At 72.6% G+C, this 26,028-nt stretch carries 22 protein-coding genes; 6 read left to right on the forward strand and 16 right to left on the reverse strand.

Annotated elements, in window-relative coordinates; all coding sequences use genetic code 11:
- Positions 1-37: 37 nt before the first annotated feature.
- On the reverse strand, positions 38-3,880 hold the full coding sequence (locus IEZ27_RS13825) for a non-ribosomal peptide synthetase (protein WP_189647540.1): 3,843 nt from the start codon (positions 3,878-3,880) through the stop codon (positions 38-40).
- Positions 3,873-5,789, reverse strand: coding sequence for an AfsR/SARP family transcriptional regulator (locus tag IEZ27_RS13830; protein WP_189647541.1), 1,917 nt, complete (start codon positions 5,787-5,789; stop codon positions 3,873-3,875). Before IEZ27_RS13830 ends, IEZ27_RS13825 begins: the two co-directional genes overlap by 8 nt.
- A gap of 1,095 nt (positions 5,790-6,884) precedes the next feature.
- Between IEZ27_RS13830 and IEZ27_RS13835 the strand changes: the two genes are divergently transcribed.
- On the forward strand, positions 6,885-7,724 hold the full coding sequence (locus tag IEZ27_RS13835) for an alpha/beta fold hydrolase (RefSeq protein WP_229823960.1): 840 nt from the start codon (positions 6,885-6,887) through the stop codon (positions 7,722-7,724).
- 22 nt (positions 7,725-7,746) lie between these two features.
- Positions 7,747-8,523 (forward strand): MerR family transcriptional regulator, encoded by a 777-nt coding sequence (locus IEZ27_RS13840; protein WP_189647543.1) that lies wholly within the window; start codon positions 7,747-7,749, stop codon positions 8,521-8,523.
- A 144-nt stretch (positions 8,524-8,667) separates the two neighbouring features.
- Here IEZ27_RS13840 and IEZ27_RS13845 read toward each other — a convergent pair whose 3' ends face one another.
- Genes IEZ27_RS13845 through IEZ27_RS13855 form a run of 3 tightly spaced genes read right to left on the reverse strand, consistent with a single transcriptional unit; the run spans position 8,668 to position 10,923 of the window.
- Positions 8,668-9,723, reverse strand: a complete 1,056-nt coding sequence (locus IEZ27_RS13845) for an alpha/beta fold hydrolase (RefSeq protein ID WP_189647544.1) — start codon at positions 9,721-9,723, stop codon at positions 8,668-8,670.
- A 27-nt stretch (positions 9,724-9,750) separates the two neighbouring features.
- Entirely contained in the window at positions 9,751-10,251 is a 501-nt protein-coding gene (locus IEZ27_RS13850) for a DinB family protein (RefSeq protein WP_189647545.1), read from the reverse strand.
- Between the two features lie 45 nt (positions 10,252-10,296).
- A complete protein-coding gene (locus tag IEZ27_RS13855) occupies positions 10,297-10,923 on the reverse strand; it encodes a class I SAM-dependent methyltransferase (RefSeq protein WP_189647546.1) in 627 nt (208 codons plus the stop codon).
- A 168-nt stretch (positions 10,924-11,091) separates the two neighbouring features.
- On the opposite strand from IEZ27_RS13855, the gene IEZ27_RS13860 reads away from it, so the two are divergent.
- Positions 11,092-12,159 (forward strand): hypothetical protein, encoded by a 1,068-nt coding sequence (locus tag IEZ27_RS13860; RefSeq protein WP_189647547.1) that lies wholly within the window; start codon positions 11,092-11,094, stop codon positions 12,157-12,159.
- 30 nt (positions 12,160-12,189) lie between these two features.
- Here the strand turns inward: IEZ27_RS13860 and IEZ27_RS13865 are convergent, their stop codons facing one another.
- On the reverse strand, positions 12,190-12,936 hold the full coding sequence (locus IEZ27_RS13865; RefSeq protein WP_229823961.1) for a class I SAM-dependent methyltransferase: 747 nt from the start codon (positions 12,934-12,936) through the stop codon (positions 12,190-12,192).
- Between the two features lie 120 nt (positions 12,937-13,056).
- Between IEZ27_RS13865 and IEZ27_RS13870 the strand changes: the two genes are divergently transcribed.
- Together IEZ27_RS13870 and IEZ27_RS13875 are read left to right on the forward strand one after the other, a co-directional pair.
- On the forward strand, positions 13,057-13,401 hold the full coding sequence (locus IEZ27_RS13870) for a hypothetical protein (protein WP_189647548.1): 345 nt from the start codon (positions 13,057-13,059) through the stop codon (positions 13,399-13,401).
- A 49-nt stretch (positions 13,402-13,450) separates the two neighbouring features.
- Positions 13,451-13,741, forward strand: coding sequence for an antibiotic biosynthesis monooxygenase family protein (locus tag IEZ27_RS13875; RefSeq protein ID WP_229823962.1), 291 nt, complete (start codon positions 13,451-13,453; stop codon positions 13,739-13,741).
- 52 nt (positions 13,742-13,793) lie between these two features.
- On the opposite strand, the gene IEZ27_RS13880 is transcribed toward IEZ27_RS13875, so the two are convergent.
- The 3 genes from IEZ27_RS13880 to IEZ27_RS13890 all read right to left on the reverse strand — a co-directional run bounded on the left by IEZ27_RS13880 (position 13,794) and on the right by IEZ27_RS13890 (position 15,883).
- Complete coding sequence (locus IEZ27_RS13880; protein WP_189647550.1) at positions 13,794-14,273, reverse strand: DUF6653 family protein; 480 nt, start codon at positions 14,271-14,273, stop codon at positions 13,794-13,796.
- Complete coding sequence (locus IEZ27_RS13885; RefSeq protein WP_185844624.1) at positions 14,270-14,866, reverse strand: TetR/AcrR family transcriptional regulator; 597 nt, start codon at positions 14,864-14,866, stop codon at positions 14,270-14,272. Before IEZ27_RS13885 ends, IEZ27_RS13880 begins: the two co-directional genes overlap by 4 nt.
- A gap of 75 nt (positions 14,867-14,941) precedes the next feature.
- Positions 14,942-15,883 carry a quinone oxidoreductase family protein gene (locus tag IEZ27_RS13890; protein ID WP_189647551.1) on the reverse strand — a complete coding sequence of 314 codons (942 nt, stop codon included), beginning with the start codon at positions 15,881-15,883 and terminating at the stop codon, positions 14,942-14,944.
- Positions 15,884-15,978: 95 nt separating this feature from the next.
- Between IEZ27_RS13890 and IEZ27_RS13895 the strand changes: the two genes are divergently transcribed.
- Positions 15,979-16,860 (forward strand): LysR family transcriptional regulator, encoded by an 882-nt coding sequence (locus tag IEZ27_RS13895; protein ID WP_189647552.1) that lies wholly within the window; start codon positions 15,979-15,981, stop codon positions 16,858-16,860.
- Here the strand turns inward: IEZ27_RS13895 and IEZ27_RS13900 are convergent.
- The 7 genes from IEZ27_RS13900 to IEZ27_RS13930 form a co-directional block, all read right to left on the reverse strand.
- The gene (locus tag IEZ27_RS13900) at positions 16,846-17,334 is read right to left on the reverse strand and encodes a DUF5946 family protein (RefSeq protein ID WP_189647553.1); all 489 of its coding nucleotides are present in this window, start codon (positions 17,332-17,334) and stop codon (positions 16,846-16,848) included. The two genes, IEZ27_RS13895 and IEZ27_RS13900, sit on opposite strands and share 15 nt — an antisense overlap.
- A 70-nt stretch (positions 17,335-17,404) precedes the next feature.
- Positions 17,405-18,808, reverse strand: a complete 1,404-nt coding sequence (locus IEZ27_RS13905; RefSeq protein WP_189647554.1) for a family 20 glycosylhydrolase — start codon at positions 18,806-18,808, stop codon at positions 17,405-17,407.
- Positions 18,801-20,501 carry a glycoside hydrolase family 35 protein gene (locus tag IEZ27_RS13910; RefSeq protein ID WP_189647555.1) on the reverse strand — a complete coding sequence of 567 codons (1,701 nt, stop codon included), beginning with the start codon at positions 20,499-20,501 and terminating at the stop codon, positions 18,801-18,803. Before IEZ27_RS13910 ends, IEZ27_RS13905 begins: the two co-directional genes overlap by 8 nt.
- Positions 20,502-20,521: 20 nt before the next feature.
- Positions 20,522-22,867, reverse strand: coding sequence for a discoidin domain-containing protein (locus tag IEZ27_RS13915; RefSeq protein WP_189647556.1), 2,346 nt, complete (start codon positions 22,865-22,867; stop codon positions 20,522-20,524).
- A gap of 20 nt (positions 22,868-22,887) precedes the next feature.
- Positions 22,888-23,781, reverse strand: a complete 894-nt coding sequence (locus IEZ27_RS13920; protein ID WP_229823963.1) for a carbohydrate ABC transporter permease — start codon at positions 23,779-23,781, stop codon at positions 22,888-22,890.
- Positions 23,778-24,728 carry a carbohydrate ABC transporter permease gene (locus IEZ27_RS13925; RefSeq protein WP_125634193.1) on the reverse strand — a complete coding sequence of 317 codons (951 nt, stop codon included), beginning with the start codon at positions 24,726-24,728 and terminating at the stop codon, positions 23,778-23,780. Before IEZ27_RS13925 ends, IEZ27_RS13920 begins: the two co-directional genes overlap by 4 nt.
- A gap of 1 nt (position 24,729) precedes the next feature.
- Positions 24,730-26,025 (reverse strand): ABC transporter substrate-binding protein, encoded by a 1,296-nt coding sequence (locus IEZ27_RS13930; protein WP_189647557.1) that lies wholly within the window; start codon positions 26,023-26,025, stop codon positions 24,730-24,732.
- Positions 26,026-26,028: the final 3 nt, after the last annotated feature.

The raw sequence follows: 26,028 nt of genomic DNA on the forward strand, positions 1-26,028 counted from the left end.
TCAACCCGGTTGCACATTCGGCGCATATCGCCGTTTTCTAGGGCTCTTCGATGAACCCCGCGCGGGCCAGCCAGGCCAGGACCAGCCGTCCCATGTCCTGGTCGATCGGCGGGCAGGCGATGCCGGTGCCGGCCAGCGCGGCGTCGGTGTTCGCGGTGCCGATACGGGGCGCGTCCTCGCCCGGCTCGTCGCCGATGAGCGGCAGCACCGGGTAGAGCGCGTTGTCCTCGCCGACGTCGCGCAGCCTGAGCCGCCACTCCTCGAACGGGACCACCTCGAACCGGTAGCCGAACGCCTTCACCCACTCCCACACGTCGCCGAGCGCCGTCGTCGCCGGGTTGGCGAGGTGGAAGACGCCGCCGAAGGACTCGGGCCGCCGCGACAGGTGCACGACGGCGCGGGCGGCGTAGTCCACGGGCATGAAGTTCAGCGCCATGTCCTGCTCCGGTCCCGCGCCGAGCTGGATGCAGCCCTTGACCAGCACGCACGTGTAGTCCGTGGTGTGGGCCGCGCCCGTACGGCTGTGCCCGAGGACGATCCACGGCCGGTAGACGACCACGGGCAGCCCGCGCTCGCCCAGGGTCGTGACCAGCCGCTCGGCGACCCATTTGGTCTGGGCGTAGCCGCCGGTCACGTCCCCGGGCTCCACGGTGTCGTCCTCCGCGATCAGCCGGTCGGTGTGGTGGCCGAAGACGTCGATCGTGGACATGTGGTGCACGGCCTTGACCCGCGTACGGCACGCCAGCCTGAGCACCTCCTTGGTGCCGAGCACGTTCGCCCTGCGCAGGGAGAGGTAGGGATGGACGAAGTTCACCTTCGCCCCGCAGTGGTAGATGACGTCGACCAGCTCGGCCAGCTCGTCGAACCGCCGCTCCGGCAGCCCGAACCGCGGCTCCTCCAACGTCCCCGGCTCGGCCACGATGCGGTCGCGGTACGACTCGTCCCAGATGCCGTACTCGCGCATCGTGCGTTCGACCCGCTGGTAGGCCTGGTCCGGGTCGGCGGCCCGGACCAGGCAGTGCAGGACGGCCTCGCCGGTGCGCAGCAGCTCGTCGGCCAGGAACGCGCCGAGGAAGCCGGTGACCCCGGTGATGAAGATCCGCCTGGGGGTCAGCAGGTCGGCGACGGGCAGGCCCGCCGGGGTGAGGTCGTCCTCGACGGCCGCGTCGGCGACCAGGTCCTCCGCCCCCGCCACGGCCAGCGCTCGCCCCGGCGCCCCGCTCTGCGGCCCGCTGCCCGGCAGGGCGGGGAGGGCCGCGCGGTCCACCTTGCCGTTGCCGGTCAGCGGCAGCGCGGGCAGCGGCACGTAATGCGCGGGCAACATGGCCGCGGGCAACGTCCGGCCCAGGTGGGCGGCGAGCTGCTCGTCAGTCGGAGCCGGGTCCGCCCGGGGCACGACGTAGGCCACCAGCCGCCGGTCGCCCGGCCGGTCCTCCCTGACCACCACGACCGCGGCGCGCACGTTCCGGTGGCGCAGGAGCGTGGCCTCGATCTCGCCCGGCTCGATGCGATGACCGCGCACCTTGACCTGGTGGTCGGTCCTGCCGAGGTAGTCGAGGGTGCCGTCGGGCAGATGCCGGACGAGGTCCCCGGTCCGGTACATCCTGGCCCCCGGCGTCGGGCCGTACGGGTCGGGCAGGAACCGTTCGGCGGTCAGCCCCGGCCTGCCCAGATACCCGCGGGCCACGCCGGCCCCGGCGACGTAGAGCTCGCCCGGCAGCCCGGCCGGGGTGGGGCGCAGGCTTCCGTCCAGGACGTACAGGCGGGTGCCGGCGACGGGACGGCCGATCGGCACCGGGCCGGCGGGGGCGTCCCCGGCCGCCACCTCGTACGCGCAGCAGCCGACGACGGTCTCCGTGGGGCCGTACTCGTTCACGACCAGGGTGCCGGGGGAGTGGCCGGCCCATCGCCGCAGGGTCTGGCCCGGCAGGGCCTCGCCGCCGACGACGAGCCTGCGTGTCAGGTCCGCCGCGTCCCCGTCCGTTCCGGTCTGCGCGAAGTGGTCACACAGCAGTTCGAGGTGGGCCGGGGTCAGCTTCACCAGGCTGTGACCGCCCTCGCGCACGGCTTCGGCGAGCGCGGCCGGTCCGGCGTCCTCCCGTACCACGGTCACCGTGCCGCCCGCGGCCAGCGCGGGGTAGATCGAGGTGACCGTGAGGTCGAACGCGATCGAGGAGTGCAACGTCGAACCGCCGCCCGCGCCCGCCTCGTACGCCTCCACGGCCCACCGCACGTAGTTCGCCAGCCCGCCGTGCGGCACCATCACGCCCTTCGGCACGCCCGTCGAGCCGGAGGTGTAGAGGATGTAGGCGAGGTTGTCCGGATGTGTGGCGACCGCCGGGTTCGTCGCGGGGAACCCGTCGATCCACTCCCGGACGCGGTCGAGGACGACGGTCCTGCTCGGGCTCGCGGGCAGCCGCTCAGCCGGGCCGGTCGAGGTGAGCACGAGGTCGGCGCCGCTGTCCGCGATCATGAAGGCGAGCCGTCCCGGCGGGTGCCCGGGGTCCAGCGGGACGTACGCGGCCCCCGCCTTGAGCACCGCCAGCAGCGCGACGAGGAGGTCCGGGCCGCGCGGCAGGCAGATCGCGACACGGCTCTCCGGGCCGATGCCGCGCGAGCGCAGGGCGTGCGCGAGCCGGTCGGCCCGCCCGTCGAGGTCCTGGTACGTCAGCTCGTGGCCGTCGGAGCGCACCGCGACCGCCATTGGCTGTCGTTCCGCCGTGGCCCGGACGAGCTCGTGGACGTGTCCGGCGGGCGCCGGGGCCGCCGGTCCCGTGGCCCAGTCGTCCAGCAGGAGCCGCCGTTCCGCGTCGGGGAGGATCGGCAGCCGGGAGACCGCCTCGTCAGGCGTGGCCGCCATGCCTTCGAGAACGGTGAGCAACCGCGCCCCGAGCCGGTCGGCGGAGACGGGCCCGAGCCCGGTTCCGTCGTGGTCGAGCCGGAGGTGCCATTTCCCCTGGGTGCGGGTGCCGCGCACGGTCGGCGGGCCCGCGTGGCCGATCGCGATCGGACGCACCTCCGGCGGCAGGGGCTCGCCGTCGTCGAGGACGGCCATGACCGCCGGCCGCCCGCCGCCGGCCACCGCCAGCCCCGCCCGTACACGCTGGAGCACCGTACCCACGGTGGGATCGTCGGCGAGACCGACGCGGACCACCCGCGGGACGGCCAGCGGCGCGATCAGCCGCGAGGTCCCCGGCAACTCCCGCCGCGCCGTCAGGACACCGGCCGCGACCTCGGCGTCCCCGGTCAGCCGGCCCAGCAGCACGGCAGCCCCGGCCACCAGCACCGCGCCCGGGTCGTCCTCCTCCCGGACCTCGTCGTCGGGCTCGGCCCGGAGCGCCGCCCACCCGGCGGTGACGAGGTCGGTCATGCGGGCCAGGGGCAGCCGCTCGGCCTGCGGGCGGGTGTGGGCGTCCCACAGCTCGGCCAGCAGGATCCCCGGGCAGAAGTCGTCCGCGATCAGCCGGTGCAGGACGAGGGACAACACGACGTGCCCCTTGTCCAGCCGCAGCACGGACACCCTGAACAGCGGCGCGGCCGTCGGCGTGAGCGGCGTACGGGCGTCGGCGGCGAGCCGCCGCGCCACCTCGGCCGAGCGTTCGGGCTCGGCCAGCGCCGACAGATCGGCCGCCGCCACGGCGGCGACGACCCCGCGGGCCACCAGCCGGACGGGATCGCCGTCGAGGACCCGGAAGTACGTCCGCAGAGCCTCCTGCCTGCGGACGACGGCGGTCAGGGCCCGCTCCACGTCGGCGGCGTCGAGGTCCGCGTCGATCTCGTACGCCGCCACGACGTGCGACTCCGGCGCGGTCAGGTCGTCGTGGGTCCACATGCGGTGTTGTGCCGGCAACAGGTTGCCGGTCGCGTTCTGGTCAGGCATCGCCGTCCGCCTCCCCCCGGCTCCCCACGACCGCGCCGACGGCCGGCGGGCGTCCGCCCGGGTGCGGCCGGTCAGGTGGTTCGCCCGTCTCCGCCCGTCCGCGTACGTAGAGCCGGAACAGGTCGTCGAGCCGGTGGCCGCCCTCCACGGGGACCAGCAGGTTGGCCTGGACCAGCTCGGCCACCACCCCGTCCGGCGAGCCGGGCAGCACGACCGGCTGCTCCGGCGGCAGGGATCCCGCCAGCCAGGACACGCGCCGCGCGAGCGGCGACAGCTTGGCGTAACTGGCCGCGAAGGCGGCCTGGACGCTCAGCTCCCCGATCGCCAGCTCCTTCAGTCGTACGGACTCGTCGGCCAGCCGTTCGGCCAGCCGGGCGAGCGGCCACGAGGGGCGTACCGCCAGCCGCGTCCCCGCGATCCACAGTGCCAGCGGCAGCCCGGCGCAGGCCGCGGCGATGCGCCGGACCTCGCCGGGCTCGCGGTCCGCGCGGTCGTCGCCGATCAGGTCGCCGAGCAGCTCGATCGCGGACTCCTCGGCGAGCGGCCCGACGCGCACCGGGCGTACGCCGTCCAGGGAGGTCAGGCGGGTGCGTCCGGCCGCCAGGACCCGGCACGCGCCCGGCCCCGGCAGCAGCGGGCGGAGCTGCGCGCCGTCTTCGACGTCGTCCAGCACGATCAGCACACGGCGGCCGGCCAGCAACGACCGGTACAGGGCGGCTCGATCCTCGACCCCGGCGGGCTGGCGCCGCGGCGGCACCCCCAGGGAGCACAGGAACTCCGCCAGTACGGCCGAGACGGGCTTGGGGTGTGCGGTCGAGCCGCAGAGCACCTGGTCGAGGCGGCCGTCGGCGAACCGGGGCGCCAGCTCGTGGGCGGCGCGTAACAGCAGGACCGTCTTGCCCGCGCCCGGCGAGCCGGACAGCGCGACGACGGCGGCCCCGCCGGGGGCGCCCGGGGGCCGGGTGAGCGCGCCGGTGATCTCGCCCAGCTCGGCCGCCCTCCCGACCAGGCCCGCGACGACCGGCGACAGATGACACGCCCGCCTGCCCCCACCACCGTCCCCCGAAGCCCCGCCCCCGGCCCCGCTCGCGCCCCCGCTTGCGACCCCGTGGGGGAGTGGGCGTCCCGGTGGGGTGGCGGGGGAGGGCGGGGGTGTGTAGTGGTGGCTGCTCCAGGGGAGGGCCTTGCGGCCCGCCAGGATGCCGCGCTGCACCTCGCGCAGCTCCGGGCACGGCTCCAGCCCCAGCTCACGGGTGAGGATCTCGCGTGCCTGCGCGAAGGCCACCAGCGCTTCCGCCTTCCGTCCCAGGTGGTAGAGCGCGACCATGAGCTGCGCCCAGGTCCGTTCGCACAGCGGGCGTTCCTCCAGCATCCGGCGCAGCCGTACGATCAGCTCCTCGTACCGGCCGAGCGCCATCTCCGCCTCCACCAGGGACGACAACACGCCCCAGCGAAGGTCGTCCAGCAGGGTGATCCGGGCCTGGGCCCAGGCGCCCAGCTCCATGCCGGCCAGCGGCTCCCCGCGCCAGAGCCCGGCAGCCCGTTCCAGCGTGATCGCCGCCGCCGGGGCGTCCCCGTCCTTGGCCGCCTGCCGCCCCTTGTCCGCCAGCGTCTCGAAGAGCAGCAGGTCCAGCTCGCCCGGTTCCACCCGAATGAGGTAGCCGGAGGAATGACTGACCACCCGCAGAGCTCCCAGGGACGCCCTGAGATCGGCGACGTAGGTGCGGATGTTGGAGGCCGCCGAACGCGGCGCCTCCTCCCACAGCGTCTCGACGAGCCGGTTGACCGAGACGACCTGACCGGGATGAAGCAGCAGTGCCGCGAGCAGCGCGCGGCGCTTGACGCCTCTGATCTCGACCGTGCCCTCTGCCGACCTGACTTCCAGCGGCCCGAGTATGCGAAATTGCACGAACCTGCTCCCTTGTGAAGTACCACACTGCCGAATCGCGGCGCAGCGCATGACAAATCGGGACCCGGCCCGGACATGGGCAGCCGCGACGTGGAATCGGGGCGAACTACGGCGACGACGGCCGGGAACACAACGCGGACCGGCCGCACCGCCCCCGCTGCGGTCGCGTTCAGCCGTCGCCGAGAAGAGTGAATGGCTGGGACGTGTTCAACTTTCGGACCACGGCAGATGCGGGGCGTCCAGCGGCTCGGCGCCTCTCAAACGGGCAGTCGCCAGAGAATGTCGGGACACCCCCTTGCAGTTTGCTTGCAGAATCATTACACGCAGTGAACGGGCATCATCCGAACGCCTTCCGACCAGCGGGACGGCCCATAAGACGCACGACCTGCGGACATATTCGGCCCGTCCGCAAGCCGATCGCGGCCACCGTCCCGAATCGGTACCCGTGTGCCATCAGGTCTCTTCATGAATGCCTCCGACAGAGGTTCGCGGCTGGCTGCCGCCTGGATGAGTCCCCGTACGAAAGGCGTGCCATCCCGTTCCATCCCCCGCGCCGGACGCTCAGCCAGCGGATGCTATGAGTAATTGGTATGGAAGCACCATGTCGATTTACCGGCTCCGCAGCTCTCCCGCGAATCTAGGCAGCGCCGCTTTAATTCCGCTATGGGAACTCCGGAGGCGCGGTGGATCAGCGTTCAGGGGGACGCGCGCTCATCCGGCAGGCGGACGACGGGACGGAATCGGGACGGTGAGTATGAATGCCGTTCACCCGAAGGATCTCGTCGAAGGACACGTACATGATCAAGAAGTCTCTGCCCGCCGCGCTGGCGGCGACGGCCCTCGCCGCCCTCGTCCTGGCCCCCGCGAGCCCCGCCGTGGCCGCCACGAGCTGCTGATCGGCCGCGGGCACCGCGGCGACGAGAACGGCTGGACCCAGTACGAGTTCGGCTGGATCTCCTACACCGGCTGACCCACCGCTGCACGACCGCTCACAACCGCCGCCCCGCCCGCGACAGTCAGACGGGGCGGTGGCGACACGATCGGCGGCCCGTCCGGCTTGACCCTGACGCAGGGTCAATGTCCCAGCATGGCGGCATGACGATCCACCACTGCACGATCGACCACTGCACGATCGACCACTTCACCATCGACCACGACGGCGTCACGATCGCGGTGTCCCGTGGCGGCAGGGGCCGGCCGCTGGTGTTGTGCCCCGGGCTGAACTCGACCCAGGCCGACCTGCACGAGCTGGCCGGGCTGCTGCGGCGCGACCACGACGTGGTGACCTTCGACCTGCGGGGCCACGGTCTCTCCTCAGCCGCGGGCGACTACTCCTTCCAGTCGTTCCTCGGTGACCTGGGCGCGGTCCTGGCCACGGTCCTCGCCACTGCGGGAGGTTCCGGTGCGGCGCCGCTGCTCGTGGGGTACTCGCTGGGCGCCGACCTGGCCGTGCACCACGCCGCCGCGCATCCCGGCGGCATCGCCGGGCTCGTCCTGATCGACGGGGCGAACCCGGTGCCCGAGCCGTTCCTCACCCCGGACGTCCTGCCGGAGCTGCGCGCGATGTGGACGGACCTGGCCGCGCGGCAGCAGGCCCGGCGGGGCACCCCGCGTCAGGTCCTGCTCGGCGGGGATGAGATCGTCGGGCTGAACGCCGAGATCGACGTGGTCCGGGCCGCCATCCTCGACCGCTACCGGGCGATCGACGTGCCGATCAGCATGATCATGTCGACCGCGATGGCCGGCGAGGGCGACGGCATCGCACAACGCTTCAACCGGAACTGGCGCGCCGGGATCGAACGGCTCGTCCGGCAGCGGCCGCACATCACCACGTCCTGGCTGGAGGCCGACCACGGGCTGGTCTTCACGCACGCCCCGGAGATCGCCCAGCTCGTCCGGAGCGCTTCGGGCCGGGCCGGTCGGGCGGCCTCGTAGCGGCACCTGGGAGGCTGGTGCGATGCTGACGATCGGCGAACTGGCGTCGTACGCCGGAGTGACCGTACGCGCGGTGCGTCACTACCACGCCAGGGGCCTGCTGCCCGAGCCCGAGCGGGACGCCTCCGGCTACCGCAGGTACGACGCCGGCGCGGTGGTCGAGCTGATCCGGATCCGGACCCTCGCCGAGAGCGGGGTCCCGCTGGCCCGGGTACGGGAGCTGCTGCGGGCCGGTGAGGAGGAGTTCGCCGCGGCGCTCGCCGACATCGACCGGCGGCTGCGGGAGGAGATCCGGCAGCGGCGGCGGCACCGCGAACGGCTGGCCCGGCTCGCCGCCGGGGACAGCCTGGCGCTGCCGCCGGAGGTCGTCGCCTACCTCGACCGGCTGCGCGCGCTCGGGGTGGACGAACGTATCGTCCAGGCCGAACACGACGGCTGGATCCTGCTGGCCGCGCACTCGCCCGGACGGGTGCCGGAGTGGATGGCACGCAAGCGGGAGCAGCTCGGCGACCCGAAGTTCATCGACTTCTTCCTCACCCTGGGCGAGGCCCTCGCCCAGCCCGGGGACAGCCCGCGGCTGGTGGAGCTGGCCGACCGGCTGGCCGCTTACATCACGCGGCTGGCCGCGGAGAAGGGCGAGGACTACGTCGACGACCTCGACGTCGAGCCGCCGTTCGTCCGGTTGATGGACAGCCTGGCGTTCGACGCCCTGCCGCCGGCCCGCCGGCTGATCGAGCTGCTGAGGCGGCGGGGCTGGGACGGCTGGAGCAAACTCGGCCGCGTGCCCCCCGACCGCTGACCGCGAACGTTCCCGCCACTGACCCCCGCCTGCTGACTGCGAACGTTCCCGCCACTGACCCCCGCCTGCTGACTGCGAACGTTCCCGCCACTGACCCCCGCCTGCTGACCGCGAACGTTCCCGCCACTGTGCGGGCCGCCGGTCTCACCCGGCGAGGAAGCGCAGCAGCTCCGCCGTCACGAACGCCGGGTTCTCCTCCACGAGCCAGTGCCCCGCGCGCGGCACGTCCACCGCCCGTACGATCCTGGTCAGCCGCGGGGCCACCGTGGCGCGGATCGCGTCGAGCTGCCCCTGAGCGGTCATGAGCAGGGTCGGCACGCGTACCGGCGCGGCCGCCGAGGCGTCGCGGACGTCCCGGTCGAGCGCGCGGTAGAGCTCGAACCCGCCCGACAGGGCCTGCGGCCGGCTGTAGGTCCGGGCGTACTCGTCGATCTCGCGGTCGGTGAACGGCGACCGCTCCGAGGTGCCCCCGAACGCCGTCCCGCCGAACGCCACCTGGGGGTAGAACAGCGCCAGGTAGTCGCGCACGTCGTCGCCCACGACCGCCTCGGGCACCCGCCGCTGGGAGTGGAAGGCGATGTGCCAGCTCAGCGAGCGGTACGTGGCCGCGTCCACGGCGGGCCCGGGGAGCGGCAGGTCGAGGTAGCCGAGGCGGCCGGTGTCGCCGGGGAACTGGGCGGCGTACTGGAAGGCCACCGCGGCGCCGAAGTCGTGGCCGACGACGGCGGCGTCCCGGATCCCGAGCCGGTCGGCGGTCAGTTTGTGCACGTACCGGGCGAGGGTGGCCTTGTCGTAGCCGGTCGGCGAGCCGGTGCTGTCGCCCAGTCCCGGCAGGTCGATCGCGTAGACGGTGTGGTGCTTCGCGAGTTCCGGCATGATCGGCCACCAGCCGTACCAGGTCTGCGGCCAGCCGTGGATCAGCACCACCGGCGTGCCGCCGCCGCCGGTCACGTAATGCATGCGGACGCCGTCCACGTCGGCGAACTCGTGCCGGAAGGTGCCCTTGAACGCCGGGTCGTCCTGGGTGGCGGCGGCGTAGGAGACGGTGGAGGCGGATTTCGCCGTCGGCGTGGGCTTCGCGGCCGGTGTGGCACAGGCCGTGGCGCCGAGCGTGAGCAGGAAGGCGAGCACGATCGTCGCCGCCGTGCGCGCGGACCTGAGGAGGCGGCGGCGCGACGGCGGCCGGGTTGCGGTGGTCATGTGTTCCTGTCCTGGGAAGGGATGGGGTCAGCGGCCGGTCGTGCCGTCGATCAGTTCGCGCAGGATGTCGGCGTGGCCCGCGTGCCGGCCGGTCTCCTCGATCATGTGGGTGAGCGCCCACCGGACACTGGGCGCCGGACGGCCGGCCCTTTGTCGGGGGAGCGTCCGGGAGAGGGCATGGGGGAGCGGCGCGGCCGGATCGGCGCAGCCGTCGAGCACGGCGTTGGCGCGTTCGACCGTGTCGCGATAACGGGTGAGGACGTCGCCCGCGCTGTCGGACGGCGCCGCCCGGAAGGTGTCCGGCCAGGCGGTGACCTCCTCGCCGAGGAAGATCGCGCGTTCGACGGAGGTGAGGTGGTTGAGCAGGCCGAGCAGGTTCGTGCCGGAGGGCACCATCGGGGTTCGCGCCTGCGGTTCGGGGACGCCCTCGACCTTGGCGGCGACGGACGTGCGCAGGTAGTCGAGGAAGCCGCGCAGGGTCTCGGTCTCGGTGCGTCCGGTGCGGGGCGGCGGGGTGTCGCGGGGCATGACGAAGGTCCCTTCCTGGTGATCGAAGGTGGTGGCGGCGGCTGGTCAGGCGGCGCGGCGGACGAGCAGCACGTGGTCGGTGACCTCGGCGGTGCGCCCGTCCGGTCCGGTCGCGATCCGGCGGGGCGCGTCGGCCCGTTCGACCGTCCAGCCCGCCGGATCCAGGTCGAGGTCCGCGGCCACCTCGTGCGGGCCGGGGCGGCGGCGGCCGGGGTCCTGGTCCCACGACCACGGCGCGGTCGAGCCGTGGTCGACGACCAGCAGGCGTCCGCCGGGATGCAGGGCGTGCGCGGCCGAGCGCAGGACGCTCGCGCGGTCCAGGTCGTGCGGAGTGTGCAGGTAGTGGGCGCAGATCAGGTCGAACCGGCCCGATGGGAAGGACCGGCCCAGGTCGTGCCGTACGGTGGCCAGCCGGTGGTCCAGCCCATGCGTACGGGCCAGATCGGCGACCCGCCGGAGGGCGACGGCCGAGATGTCGGCGGCGGTGACATTCCAGCCCTGACGGGCCAGCCACAGCGCGTCACCGCCGTCGCCGCACCCCAGGTCCAGCGCGTCGCCGGGCGGCAGGCCCGGGACCGTCTCGGCGAGCCGGAGGTTGGGGCGCGGGTCGGTGACCGGCGGCCGGGCCGCGTACACGCCGTCCCAGAAAGTGACCGCTTCGGTGGTGTTCATCGAGGCTCCTTGCGTGGATGGGAGTTCAGTGTCACCACGCGTATGGCGATCTGGCACGATTTCTTGCGGTTCTGGCAAGAGGGCGGCGGGCTCTTGCCGCCCGTCCCGTCGAGGCGTTCACTGGGGGCCGGGAGGCGTACGGGGTCTCCTCAGCAGGGGGTGCAGGACATGACCGTCGCCCAGAACGCCGATGGCCGCCTCGAAGTGTTCGCCCGGGGCAACGACGACGCGCTGATCCACACGTACCAGACACGGCCGAACAACGACTGGTCGTTCTGGTCCTCACTCGGCGGCGGACTGGCCGGGCAACCGGCCGTGGCACGCAACGCCGACGGCCGGTTGGAGGCGTTCTCCATCACCGAGGACGGCGCGCTGTGGCACATGTGGCAGATCGCGCCCAACAGCGGCTGGTCCGACTGGCAGACGCTGGGCGGACGGCTGTCCAGCAGCCCGGTCCTCGCCATGAACCCCGACGGGCGGCTGGAGGTGTTCGCCGTCGGCGCGGACGGCGATCTGGTGCACCTGTGGCAGGTCGCCCCCAGCAACGGCTGGTCGTCCTGGGAGTCGCTGGGCGGCAGGCTGCGCCACCCGATACCGGGCCGCCGCGCCGCCTCGCTGGACGTCATCGCCAACCACGACGGACGGCTGGAGGTCTTCGCCGTCGGCTCCGACAACGACCTGCTGCACATCTGGCAGCCCGCGCCCTGGAGCGGCTGGTCGGAGTGGGCCTCGCTCGGCGGGCGGCTGCTGACCGCCCCCGCCGCGCAGCGCAACCTCGACGGCCGCTTGGAGGTGTTCGCGCTGGGCGCCGACCGGGCGATGTGGCACATCTGGCAGGGCGCCCCCGGCAGGGCCTGGTCGTCCTGGAACCCCCTGGGCGAGGAGCGCGGTTTCATCGACCCGCCGTCGGCCGCGCGCAACGCCGACGGCCGCCTTGAGGTCTTCGTCAGGGGTGGCGACGCCGCCCTGTGGCACATCTGGCAGACCGAGCCCGGGAATGGCTGGTCGCGGTGGGAGTCGCTCGGCGGGCAACTGGAGAGCGACCGTCAGGTGTGGCTGGGCTGCGCGCCGACCGTGGGCGCGAACGCCGACGCGCGGCTGGAGGTGTTCGTACGGCGCGACGACACGGCGGTGACGCACATCTGGCAGAGGGTGCCGGACGGCGGCTGGTCCGAGTGGGACCGGCTGGGCGGATGGCAGGCCTCGGCCCTGGGCCAGGGCTGGCGCGAACCGTAGCCGGACCCTTTCCCCGCCCGGCCGGCCGGGTCAGGCGATGAGCAGGCGGAGGCCGAGCTCCGCCGCGTCGAGGGACAGGAGGTCGCGGTTGCGTTCCGCCCACCGGCCCGAGTCGAGGTCGGCCCGCAGGTCGCGCACCGCCCGCCGCTCGGCCTCCGGCCCCACCGCGGTCCACGCCGACAACCCGCGGCGTACGCGCTCGTCCAGGTACGCCTCGGGCCGGCGCCAGTAGGCCTCGAAGAACCCGTCGGCGCAGTCCCACGGGATGGGCACCGGCTCCGTACGGGCTCCGATCGCGCGGGCCAGCTCGGCCAGCGGCGGCTTGCCGGCGAGGAGGCCGGCGACCTCGGGCAGGTAGTCGCGGATGAGCCAGAACCGCTGACGCCACTGCGCGTCGCCGCCGTCGAACGTGAACACCACCACCCGGCGGGCCACGCGCCGCATCTCGCGCAGCCCGGCGATCGGGTCCCGCCAGTGATGAACGGTGCTGACGGCCATCGCGGCGTCGAAGGAGCCGTCCTCGAACGGAAGGTCCTCCGCGGAGGCCGCCACGCACGGCGCCGCGCCCGCCGGACGCTGGGCCCGCATGAGCGCCGACGGCTCGACCGCGATGACGTCACGGTCGGGGGGTTCGTAGGAGCCGGTGCCGGCCCCGACGTTCACCACTGTCCGCGCGTCGCCGAGCGCGGCCCAGATCCTCGCGGCGATCCGCGGCTCGGTGCGCCGCGTGAGGGTGTACGTGCCGCCGATCGAGTCGTACAAGGGTGTGCCGGGCATGTCGCTGCCTCCTTCTCCCCCGCCGCTGTGATGATCGCCGCTCCCCGGCCCGAGGTCAAGATCGTTCGTCACCGGGGAAGCCGGGCCCGGTGGAAACGCGGGAGCGCGCCGGAGCGACGGATGCCGATCAGGCGGCCCGCGACCTCGCGCACGGTCGCGGAGGCGGCAGGCGAGGCGGGGGTCTGGGAGCTCGGGTCGGGGCGTCGCCTGGGCTCGTTCGGCCTGGGCCGGGGGACGCCTGGCGTGCTGACGATGATCACCCTGCCCGGCGGCGCGGAGGTGCCGGCCGATGCCCGCGCGGGCGCCGTCCGGCTGTGGCGGCCCGCCACCGGCGAGCCGCTGGGCGCACCTCCGTCCCTGGACGCGACGGTCCTCGGGATGACGGCTATGGACGGAACCCTCTTCGCCGCGACGAGCCGGGGACCGGCCGCGGTGACGCCGGGAGCGACGATCGCGGCGGGGTAGAAGTCAGTAGCATGGGGGCATGACGCCACTTACACCTCCCTACTATGCGGTGATCATCACACAGAAGCTGAAGGACACGGGTCTGGAGGGCTACGACGAGATGGCGGCCCGGATGGTCGAACTCGGCACCAAGTGGCCGGGCTACCTGGGCCGCGAGTCCGTCGCCAGGGCCGACGGCCACGAGTTGACAGTGATCTACTACGCCGACGCCGAGTCCATCGCCAGCTGGAAGGCCGACGTCGAGCACCTGGAGGCCCAGCGGCTCGGGCGCGAGCGGTGGTACGAGTACTACGACGTGCAGATCGCCCGGGTCGAGCGGGCGTACAGCTTCAGGGGCTGATCTACATCGTAAAGGCGCCATCGCGGGTGACCTGCCGGCCACCCGCGACGGTTCAGTGTTCGGCCGTGACCTGGTCGTAGAAGACGCCGAGGCGGTCGATGCGCCAGAGCTGGCCGTACACGATGAGGGCCGGGCCGACGACGGTGGGCCAGATCTCCAGGGCGATCAGCCCCCACACCAGCAGGGCGAGGCCGACCAGCGAGCCGAGCGCCCAGATCCGCTGGACGACGGCGAACCCGGCGGGCATGCGGGAGCGGTCCTCCATCCACAGGCGTTCGCCGTAGATGCCCCGGGAGGACCAGGCGGTGGGCTTGTCGATCGGGCGGAAGGCGTGCGGGTTGGCCCACAACCAGAGCGCGACCAGGGCCAGCGGCAGCAGCGCCCACCAGCCGATCCAGGTCCGGCTCCAGATGGCGGCGATGGCGAGGGGGATGGCGGCGAAGCGGGTCCAGACGCTCCACGGGTTGGCGTGGCGCTTCCACGCCTCTTCGCTCATCCCGGCCATCTTGGCGTATTTGTCCAGCGCGCTCATGCGAGCATCCCCCTGGCCAGAGTTCGGACGGTGGCTTCGAGCACCTGCTCGTAGGCGGGGCCGAAGCGGTCTTGGTTGACGACGACGAGGCCGGCCGTGCGGATCACGCCGACGAGGATCTCGGCCGGGATGTCGGCGACGATGACGCCGGTGCGCTGGCCTTCGGCCAGGTGGTCGAGCAGCGGGGTGACGATCTGCGGGGCGACGCGGGCGATCTGCTCGGGGCCGACGCGCCGGGTGACGGCCTCCAGCTCGTCGGGACGGGTGAGCAGCCGCCGGTAGAGGGGGTCGCCGGTGAGGACGTCGGTGATGGCGTGCATGACGGCGACCAGGCCGTCCTCCCCGGGGGGTCCGGTCAGGGCCGCCGTGACGGAGGCGGCGACCTGTGGGGCGCGGCGGAGCATGATCTCCAGGTAGAGGGCTTCCTTGGATTCGAAGAAGGCGTAGAAGCTGCCTTTGGCGATGCCCGCCGGGGCGACGAGTTCGTCCAGTGAGGTCTTCTTCAGACCTTGTGTGGTGAACAGTTCCTCGGCGGTGTCCAGCAGCAGGCCGGTGATGCGCGCCTTCTCCTCGGCGGTGAACGCGACTGCCATAGCTATGACTCCTTTGGTCATTCGGTCATAGCGTACACCCGGCGTCCACCGGCGGGAGCGTGGGCGGGGTGTCCGTCAGCGGTTGCGCAGGATGACCTTGCCGACGGTACGGCGGGCGGCGAGGTCCGCCAGGGCCTGGCCGGCCTGCGTGAGCTCGTACTCGGCGCCGGTCGTGGGGCGCAGGCGGCCGGAGAGGGTCAGCTCGATCAGTTCCTTCAGCGGGGCGGCGGCGTTGCTGCCGGGACGGCGCAGGTGGGCGCCGAGCCAGTAGCCGCCCACCGCGATGCTGCGCTCGCTGAGCAGGCCGGGGTCGATCGGCCGGGGGTCGGCGCCGCCCGAGGCGCCGTACGTGATGAGGCGGCCGAAGGGGGCCAGAGCGTGGAGCGCCGCGTCGAACACCGGTCCGCCGACCGCGTCGAGCACCACGTCCACGGGAGCGCCGCCGTTGGCCTCGAGCACCCGCCCGGCGTAACCGTCGGCGGCGCCGTCGATCGCGGCGTCGGCGCCGAGCTCCAGCACGAGGTCGCGTTTGCCGGCCGTGGAGGCGGTGCCGATCACCCGCGCGGCGCCGGACTCCCTGGCCAGTTGCACCGCCAGGTGGCCCACCCCGCCGGCGGCGGCGTTGACCACCACGCTCTCGCCGGGGGCGACCCGCGCGGCCGTACGGACCAGATGCCACGCGGTCAGCCCCTGCACCAGCAGCGCCAGCGCGGCCCCGGCGGGCAACTCCTCGGGGATCTCCAGCGGGTCCTCGACCAGGGCCTTGGTGGCGTAGGCGCGCTCGGCGAAGGCGAGCACGCGGCGGCCGTCGGCGGTACGTCCCACCACCTCGCTGCCCGGCACGAACGGCAACGCGGGCGGCAGGTAGGAACCGGTGAGCCGTTCGACGTCGGCGAAGTTGAGCCCGGCGGCCTCGACATCCACGAGGGTATGGCCGGGGCCCGGCACCGGATCGGGCACCTCTGCCAGGGTCAGCACCTCGGGTCCGCCACGTCGTTCCGCATGCATGATTCTCATGCGGCAGACGCTAGAGGCGCCGCATCGGCCCAGCCAGCGGGTGTGGTTTGTACGTGACGCGGAATGCATGAAGGCTCTTCATACGTTGCCGTCGCATGAACGATCTCACCCCCGCCGAGCTCCGGGTCCTGGTCGCCGTGGACGGCGAGGGCAGCGTGTCGGCGGCCGGCGTACGGCTGGGGCTGACGCAGTCGGCCATCTCCCACGCCCTGCGCGCCGCCGAGCAGAAGATGGGGACCGTCCTGTTCCACCGGGGACGCGCCGGCGCGCGGCCGACCGCGGCGGGGGAGGCCGCCGTGGGCCACGCCCGGCACATCCTGCGGCTGCTGGAGGTCATGCGGGCCGACGCGCACAACGCGGCGCGCGGCCAGTCCACCGGGACGATCCGGCTGGCCGCCTTCCGCAGCGCGGCCTTCCATCTGCTGCCGCGCGTGCTGGTGCGGTTCGGGCAGCGGCACCCGAAGGTGACCGTGGACGTGCGCATCGTGCCGGACCTGGGCCGGGGCATCGCCGGTGAGGTCGCCGACGGGCGGGCCGACGTGGGCGTGGTGTCCCTGCCGGTGTACGTGGACGGCCTGGTGTGCCGGGAGCTGTACGCGGAGCCGTACGTACTGGCCCACCCGGCCGGGCATCCGGATCCGCGTTCGCTGCCCATGATCGACTGGCACGAGAACTGCTCGGCCGAGACCCGGCGCTGGCTGGCCGCGCAGGAGTGGATCCCGCCGGGCGACATCACGGTGGAGGACGACGGCGTGGTCATGTCGATGGTCGGGCACGGGCTGGGCGCGGCGATCGTGCCCCGGCTGTCAACGGTGGACGCGCCCGCCCGGGTCGCCGTGGCCGAGCTCGGCGACGGCGCGCCGCAGCGCCGGGTGGGCTATGTGACCACCCGGGAGCTGACCGGCTCGGCCCTCGTCCGCGACCTGCTCGGGGAGCTCAGGACCATGTGGGGCCCCGGGGTCTCAGCTCTCCATTGAGAGCCAGGACTCCACCGTGGCCCGGACGACGGCCTCGATGTGCTGCCCATAGGCGGCATGGCCGTCGGCGACGAAGCTGCCGTCCCTGACGGGCAGTCCGCTGAACGTGGCGCGGAAGTCACGGGGAGGCCCGCCCGGCGGGAGCGGTTCGTAGGCCGCCAGCGGTTCCATGTCGTAGCCCGCGCGGCTCCCGTGCCTGTTGCGCGCGATCTGGTGGGCGGCCGCGCGCAGCAGCGCGTCCAGCCCCTTGTCGAGGAGGAGCTGGAGTTGCCGGAACTGCCCGTCGAGGTACTTCTCATGACCTCGGTACGGATGTTGCAGCAGGTACGCGCAGACCACGGGGGCGTGCCACCGGTACATCACGGGGTCGGCCTGCTCCTCGGACAGGATCGCGTGGTAGTAGTCCACGCACACGCCCAGCGGGCCGGCCGCCGCGCCGCATTCGCACCGGACGGCGCCGGGGTTGTCTGCCATGACCCGCAAACCTAGAGGGCGGGCGGCGGCGTTGTCGACGCGATTTCCGCCCCGGCCACCGATCCCGCGCTCACTGCGGCGGCGGCCCCGCCTCCCGGACGGCCCGCATGAACGCCGCGTACGGCATGCCACCCGCCCCACTCCACATCTTCTGGGCCAGGACGGCGAAGGTGGGCTCGACCAGGGCGCGTACGTCCTCCTCGGTGTAGGGCGCCGCGGTGATGTCGTTCCACACCGCCGACATGGCGCCGAGCAGGTCCGGGTCGCCGGGTTCGACCCTCTGGCCGTCGGGGAAGACGTGCGGCGCCCAGTGGTCGTAGAGGTGTTCGCCGTCCAGGCCGCCCGGGTGGTAGTAGGTGGCGGCCGGGACGACGTAGAGCAGGCTGTCGCTGGTGTTGACGAAGGAGTAGCCGTCCCGCCTGGCCTCGTGGGGGCCGTACCAGACGGTGGCCCAGCAGTTGATGACCACGTCGCGGTCGTAGCCCTCGGGGACGCCGCCCGCCATCCTGGTCAGGCTGCCCCAGGCGCGGGGGCGTTTGCCCAGGGCGCGCAGGTGGGCCGCCATCGTGTTGAAGAAGTCCTTGTAGCGGGGTTCGTCGGCGAGGTACTCGTCGGCGCCGAAGTGCGCGTGCGGGCCCCGGAACCAGGGGGTGAACTCGGTGAACAGATCCTTGACGAACTGCGTGGCCGCGGGCTTCGACAGGTCCAGGTGGTCGTCGCCCAGCCCGAGCGAGGGCCGGAACCGGACGAACGCCAGCGCGTGGGCGGGCGCGTCGATCTCGGGGACGAGCGTGACGCCGTTGGCCGCGGCCGTCTCCTCGAAGGAGTCCCAGTCGGCGCGGTCGTAGGCGCCGTCGGTGGAGGCGAGCCCGGCCAGCGCGGGGTCTTCGGGCACCAGCCGGAAGCCCGCCGGTACGTCCTGCCAGGTGCCCTCGGGGGCCAGGAAACCGTTGTCGTTGAGGTGGAGCTGCAGCTCGTTGAGCTTGAACCAGCCCATGAGGGCCAGGTGCTCGCGGATGAAGGCGGGGGTGAAGAAGCGGCGGCCCACGTCCAGCATGAAGGCCCGCACCGGGTAGTCCGGCCAGTCGGCGGCGGTGCCCAGCGGCAGGTCGGTGGTGGTGCGCAGGATCTGCAGCAGGCTGCGCGTGCCGTAGAACAGGCCGATGGGCGTGGGCGCGGAGATCCGCACCTGCCCGCCGGTGACGGCGAGCAGGTAGCCCTCCTCGGCGAAGCGGACGCCGCCCGCCTGGCCGTGGGGCGCGGGGTCGAGGGTCAGGACGATGTCGCCGTCGCGCGCCGGCCCGCCGGCCGCGGTGAGCGTCAGGCCGGCGACGTGCCCGATCTCCCTGACGAGGCGGTCACGCAGGACGGTGTCGTCGGCGACGACCCTGGCCAGGCTGCTCGCCGGGAGGAAACCGGTGCCGCCGTCCCACTGTTGCAGGCGGGGGATGACGACCGGTGCCGGGTTACCCAAGGTCGGCCTGCTCCCGGATCTCCACGACCGGCTGCCGGCAGCCGTCGAGTTCGAGCACGACGATCTCGTTGCCGCCCGCGCGCAGCAGCGGCCAGGGCAGGTAGAGGGTGCGCTGCGGCCCGCGGTCCCAGTAGCGGCCCAGGCAGAACCCGTTGACCCAGACGTAGCCCTTCGTCCAGCCGGGCAGGGCGAGGTAGGCGTCGCGCGGCTCGGCCACGGTGAGCGTGCCGCGGTGGAAGACGGGCCCGGTCGTGGCGCCCGTACGACCCCACGGAAGCCCGGACACGTCCTCCAGCGGGATGGGCACGGCCTCCCAGTCGTGGACGTACTGCCGTTCGTGCCGCACGCCGCCGGCGATGCCCTTGCGGTCGCCCAGCCGGGGGCCGTAGTTGACCCGGCCCATCGACTCGACCAGCAGCTCGACGACCGCCGACGGGCCGGGCACCGCGACGGGCACGCCGGTCAGCCGGTCCCGTTCGAGGACCGCGACGGGCTCGCCGTCGACGAACAGGTGGGCCCGGTCGGCCAGCCCGTCCACGCACAGCTCGTACGGCCGCCGCGGCCCCTGGAGGGTGGCCCGGTAGAGCACCAGGCCGTGGGGCAGCCCGAGCTCCTCGAAGGTCGGCGGCTGGGCCGAGCGGACCGCGGTCTCCGGGAGCGCGTCGAACAGCCGCAGCGACTGCGTCAGCTCGACCGTGCCGGGCGGGAGCGTCGGCGGCAGCGGCTCCGGCTCGGGCACCGGGCGTTCCTGATGGGCGGCCAGCACCTTCCTGAACGCCCAGAACTTCTCGGTCGGGGCGCCGCGCTCGTCGATCGCGGCGTCGTAGTCGTAGGAGGTGACGGTCGGCTGGTAGTCGCCGTCCTGGAGGTCGCCGCCCAGGTTGGCGCCGGCCCAGGTGCCGAAGTTGGTGCCGCCGTGCGCCATGTAGAGGTTGACCGAGGCGCCCGCGGCGAGCATGCGTTCCAGGAGGCCGGCGACCTCGGCGGCGTCCCTGGTGGTGTGGGTGTCGCCCCAGTGGTCGAACCAGCCGTTCCAGAACTCCATGCACGCCGGCGGGTCGCCGGGCCGGTGGCGGGCCAGCTCGGCGAAGGAGCCTTCGGGGTCGGAGCCGAAGTTCACCGTCGCGCGTACGCCGGGCAGGGTGCCGCCGGTCAGCATGTGGTCGATCGCGCCGTCGGAGGTGAACAGGGGCACGTCCAGGCCCCGTTCGCGCAGCCCGTCGGCCAGCCAGGTCAGGTAGCGGCGGTCGGAGCCGTAGGAGCCGTACTCGTTCTCGACCTGGACCATGCTCACGTTGCCGCCTCGGGTGACCTGCCGGTCGGCGACGATCGGGAGCACCTCGTCGAAGAAGCGCCCGACGTGGCCGAGGAAGGTCTCGTCGTGGCAGCGCAGCCGGGCCCCGCGGTCGGCGAGCAGCCACCAGGGCAGCCCGCCGTTGTCCCATTCGGCGCAGATGTACGGCCCCGGCCGGACGATCGCCGACAGTCCCTCCTCGGCCGCCAGGTCCAGGAAGCGGCCCAGGTCGGCCCGGCCGGTGAAGTCGAAGTGGCCGGGCCGCGGTTCGTGCAGGTTCCACGCGACGTAGGTCTCGACGGTGTCCAGGCCCATGGCCCGCAGCATGGCCAGGCGCTGCCGCCACTGCTCGGGAAGGACCCGGAAGTAGTGCATCGCTCCCGACAGCACCTGTGTCATGCCTCATTCTCCTGATCTGGTCAGCGGGTGGCGATCTCGTAGAGGGCGAGGTTGCCCCATTCGAGGTTCGCCTTGTGGACGATCAGCCGGATCCTGTCGGTGGACACCGGCGCGGGCAGCCGCATCGTGCTGGTCTCGACGGTGGCGCTGCTGGAGGGCCAGTCGATGAGGTGGTGGTCGACCCGCGTCACCCAGGCGGCGCCGTCCCAGGTCTGCAGCGACACGTCCGTGACGCCCTGGCCCTTGGCCCAGGCGGTGTGCAGGGTGACCTCGGAGATGTCACGCGGCGCGCGGTAGTCGACGGTGATGTCGCCGGGGAAGGTGACCCCGGTCGCGGCCGAGGCCCACGGCGTGCCGGGGTCGCCGTCGATCAGGTTGTCCAGCGCCGAGGCCGACGGGAACGACGTGGTGACCACGGGAGCGCCGCCGGGCGGCAGGTAGGGGCCGGTGGCGGCGGGCACGCCCAGGCGTACCTCGTCGATCTGGATGCGGCCCTGGCCGGTGACGACCAGGCGTACCCGGCGCGTGGTGACCTCGGCGGGGAGCGTGGCCGCGCCCTTGACGCCGGTCGCCCTGGTCTGCCAGGTGGTGCCGTCCTCGGAGGTCTGGACGTCGTACACGATGTCCGGCGAGCCGGTCAGCTCGACGGTGCTGAAGGTGCGGTCGAGTGCGTACGTCAGGTCGACGGTGCCGGGGAAACGCGGCTTGGGGACGCTTCGCCAGGACGTGGCGGGGTCGCGGTCGGCCAGCCGCTCCAGGTGCCCCTTGGGCGTGAACGTGCTGCTCACCCGGGGCGGCGGGACGGCCCGCTGGTAGGCGCCGAGGTCGGGGGCCGCGTCGGGGACGGGCGTACCGGCCAGGTCGGTGCCGGCGGGCACGCTCACGCCCAGGTCGAACACCGCCGAGCCGTCCAGCGGCCGGTAGCCGGGCAGGCCGCCGGTGCCGGGCGAGGCCAGCCTGGGATCGGCCACGATCGCCTTGTGGTCCGGGCCCGTCGGCGGCTGAGGTGTGCCCCAGTAGAGGTTGTGGTCGTAGATCGCGCCGTTCTTGCCGTCGAACCCGGCGCCGGCCGTGTTGAGGAACACGTTGTCGCGCACCTTGACGCCGGCGGCGTCGTTGTAGATCCGCACGACCTTGCCCAGGGGGTAGCGGCCGGCGCCGGCCAGCGGCGGCTTGACCTCGACCACCCGGCCGTCGGCGTAGACGGTGTTGTTGTGGATGTCGGTGCCCTGGGTGGCGGTGGACAGGCCGAAGACCTCGTAGCCGTCGCTCTCGCTGACGTTGTGGCGGACCACGGTGTCGCGGGTGGGCGCGCCGGCGAAGGAGACGGCGATGAAGAAGCCGCCGTCGTTGTGGTGGCTGTAGTTGTACTGCACGAGGCTGCGGTTGTTGTCGGCGTCGGAGTCGAAGCCGTGCCCGTCGGAGCCGGGGCCGTTGAACCCGGTGCCGCTGACCTCGTTGCGCTGGACGACGAGATCGTCGTTGCCCTGCCACCAGATGCCGACGTTGCCGCCGGTCGTCTTGGTACGGCCGGTCACCGCCCGCTCGACCTTGTTGCCCTCGACCAGGGCGCCCTTGGTGTGCATCGGGGTGATGCCGCCGCCGGTCACGTCATGGACGCGGTTGCCGCGGATGGCGACGCCGGTGCTCGGCGTCCAGGTGGACACCTCGCTGTCGGGGATGCCGGTCTCGGCCGGGTAGAGGCTGGTCATGCCGTTGCGGCGGGACCAGGTGGACCACATGATGATCCCGTACGAGCCGATCTCGGAGATCTCGTTGTTCTCGATGACGAGCCGGTCGAAGAAGGTCGGCGTGCGGTTGCCCCTGATCGAGACGAGCAGGCCGGCGGTGGCGACGCTGTGGCCGCCGGCGCCGTCCACGTCGTGGATGCTCAGGTTGCGCAGGGTGACGTTCGCCAGCCTGCCGGAGTCCTTGGCGGACAGGTTGACGCCGGTGCGGTAGACGGCCTGGCCGTCGGTGTTGGTCACCTGGAGGCCGTCGACGACGAAGTCGTGCACGTCGCTGATCGTGACCGCGGCGCCGGTGAGCCCGCCGCCCTCGATGAGCGGTTTGGCGCCCTGGCCGTAGGAGCCGACCGTGGCCGGGTTGCCGGGTGTGCCGGCGCCCTTCAGGGTGAGCCGGCCGCTCCAGCGCTGCCCGGCCTTGAACAGCAGGCGGTCGCCGGGGCCCAGCGCCAGGTCGCCGGCCTTGTCCAGGCTGCGCCAGGCGGTGGCCGGGCTCGATCCGTCGGCGGCGTCGTTCCCGGCCGTGGCGTCCACGTAGTAGGTGGTGCCGGTGGCGGCCTGGGCCGAGGGGGCGGCCAGGAGTCCGGCCAGTAAGGCCGACGCGGTGACGATGACACGCAAGGGGGTGCGTCCTTTCCAGGTCATTTGCCGATCCCGGCCGTCATGCCTTCGACGACCCGGCGGCCGAGCCAGATGTAGAGGATGACCATCGGGTAGATGAGGATCACGATCCCGGCGAACAGGCCGCCCCAGTCGGAGCTGTACTGCATGGTCGAGTACAGGTTGAGCAGGGCCGCGGGCAGCGTGCGCTCCTCGGGCAGCGGGGTGATGAGCAGGACCAGCAGGGTGGAGTTCCACAGGCCGATCACGTTGAGCACGAGCACGGTGGTCAGCCCGGGCCGGGCCAGCGGCGCGATGACGCGGACGAACGCCGTCAGCGGCCCGGCGCCGTCGAGTTCGGCGGCCTCCTCGACCTCCTTGGGCAGCGACCGGAAGTAGCCGGTCAGGACGAACACCGCGAACGGCAGCGACAGCACGACCTCGAACACCAGCAGCGTGATGCGGTTGTCCCACCAGCCGGTGACCCAGTCCACCATGAACGTGTAGACCGACAGCTTGGCCACCACGATCGGGATGGCCATGGTCTGCAGCGGGATGCTGAGCCCGGCGGCGAAGAACCCGGTGATCGGGCCGGCGATCCGCCGAGACGAGCGCGACAGCGCGTAGGCGGCGGGCGCCGCGATCACGACGATGAGCAACGAGCCGAGCGCGGTCAGCACGACGCTGTTGAGCGCGGCGATCGAGAACTGGCCGGCCTGCCAGGCCGAGTCGTAGTTCTCCCACGCGGCCGAGGCGGGCAGCGAGAACGGGGAGAGCCACACCTCGCCGGAGGTCTTCAGCGACTGCAGGCCGACCCAGCCGACCAGGGCCAGGTTGAAGACCACCCAGGCCCACAGGGCGACGGCCGTCAGGCGGGGCAGCAGGAGGTCGCCCACCAGCCGGGCCAGGGGACGCCTCACCGGGACGGTCGTCATGACAGCTCCACGCTCTCTCGGCGGGTGATGCGGCGTACCAGGACGATGAGCACGATGGTGATCAGGGTCACCACCACGCCCATGGCGGCGCCGGAGCCCAGTTCGGGCACGCCGCCCCCGGTGATCACTGTGTACTGCTGCACGGCCACGGTCCTGGCCTGCAGCGGCGGGGCGCCGGGCGTGCCGCCGGTGGTGAAGGCGATCACGATCTCGAACACCTTGAGGCTGTTGACCACCCACAACACGGCGGCGACGGCGAACACGTCCCAGGTGAGCGGCAGCGTGATGTGGCGGAACTGCTCCCACTTGGTCGCGCCGCCCAGGACGGCGTCCTCGTACAGGTGGGGCGGGATGCCGTCCACGGCCGACATCATCAGCGCGATGTAGAAGCCGGTGGAGGACCAGACCAGCCCGCCGATGATGCACTTGAGCACCAGGTCGGGGCCGAGCCAGGGGAGCCCGTCGATGCCGGCCCAGCCGAGGATCTGGTTGACGACGCCGCCGGGGTTGAGCAGGAACCCGACGGCGGCGCCGACCGCGATCGCCGAGATGATCATCGGGAGGAAGACGACGGACCGGATGAAGGCCCGTCCCTTCAGGTGGCGCAGCGCCATCATCGACAGGAACGTGATCCCGAAGACCAGTGCGCCGCCGGCGATCGCCAGGACGAACGTGTTGACGAACGACTGCGTGAACGCGCCGTTGCGCAGCAGCGCCTCGTAGTTGCGCAGGCCGCGCCACTCCATCTCGGCGCCGGGGCCGGCCCAGCGGTACAGGCTGACCCACACGCCGTAGAAGGAGGGCGCGACGAACAGCAGCGCGTAGAGCGCGAGGGCGGGCAGCAGGAAGGGCCAGAAGGCCCGTTCCCGCGCCGGCCGCAGAACCTTGCCGCGGTACGGATCCCGCGACGGGAGCGCCGTCTCCGCAACGAGGGAGCCGTATGCCATGTCAGCCCTTGGTCGCGAGGTAGTCGGCGGTCTTCTTCTTGCCCTGCGCGACGAACTGGGCGGCGTCGATCTTGCCCGCCAGGAGCTGGTCGTCCAGGGGCAGCAGGAGGTCGACCCAGTACGCCTTGTCGGCCGCGAGGGTGTCGTAGGTCTTGTGCACCGCGGGGGCCTCGGCGATCGCCTTCTGGACGTCGGCGAGGAAGTCGGGGGCGGGGATGTCGGGGCGCGAGGGGATGTTCAGCGCCTCGGTGGAGATGCGGCTCAGGTACTTGCTCTGCAGCGCGAAGGCCAGGAACTCCTTGGCCGTCTGGACGTTCTTGCCCTTGACGTTGACGCCCCAGCCGAGCGCGCCGACCTCGACGGAGTCCTTGCCGCCGGCCGGGAGCTGGAAGGAGCGGATCTTGGCGCCGGGCGGGGTCTTCGTCTTGACCTCGCTGGCCAGCCAGGTGCCGTTGATGTTCAGGCTGGAGTTGCCCTGCGCCCAGTCGTCCTGCGCGGCCGGGTACTTGGTGGCCATGTGGTCCTTCTGGAAGTAGCCGCCCTTGGTCAGCTGCTCGACCTGCTTGGCGGCGGCCAGCACCTCGGGCTTGTCCCAGGCGGCGGCGTCCTTGGACAGGGCCAGCAGGCTGCCTGCGCCGTTCGCGCGGACCAGGGCCGAGTAGAACCAGTAGACGTTGTAGAACGGGATGGTGCCGTCCTGGCCGATGGCGGTCCGGCCGGCGGCCTTCTCCTTGTCGAGGAAGGCGATCAGGTCCGCCCAGCTGCGCGGCGGGGTGGTGCCGAGGTCGGGGTGCTTGGCGGCGTCGTACCAGACGGCGGTGGAGATCACGGTGTGGGGGAGGATGCCCATCCCCTTGTCGTCGGAGGCGGCCTGCCTGACCGAGTCGGGCAGCACGTCGCCGACGGTCTTGCCCTCGCCGGGCACCTGCGCCGTGAGCACGTCCTCCAGCGGGGCGGCCAGGTTCTGGGCGCGCCAGCCGGGCAGGTTGTCGGTCGCGGCGTCGAACAGGTCGGGGCCCTGTCCGGCGGCCATCTCGGTGGGCAGGTTCTCGGTGCCCTTACGGCCGACGAACTTCGCGTCCACCTTGACGTTGTTCTGCTTGGCGAAGTCGTCCAGAATCGCCTTGAAGATCTTGGCCTGTGGTTCCTGCTCGCCCCAGGAGGAGCGGTAGACCAGGGACTTCTGCTCGGGCTGCCCGGCCGGGGCGCCGCTGTTCTTGGTGCCGCACGCGGCCACGCCGAACGCCAGCGCGCCGACCGCCACCAGTGCGGTCGTCCGGGAGAGGACGTTGGTCATGGT

Origin of the sequence: Nonomuraea spiralis (assembly GCF_014648435.1) — a bacterium.
GTDB lineage: Bacteria > Actinomycetota > Actinomycetes > Streptosporangiales > Streptosporangiaceae > Nonomuraea > Nonomuraea spiralis.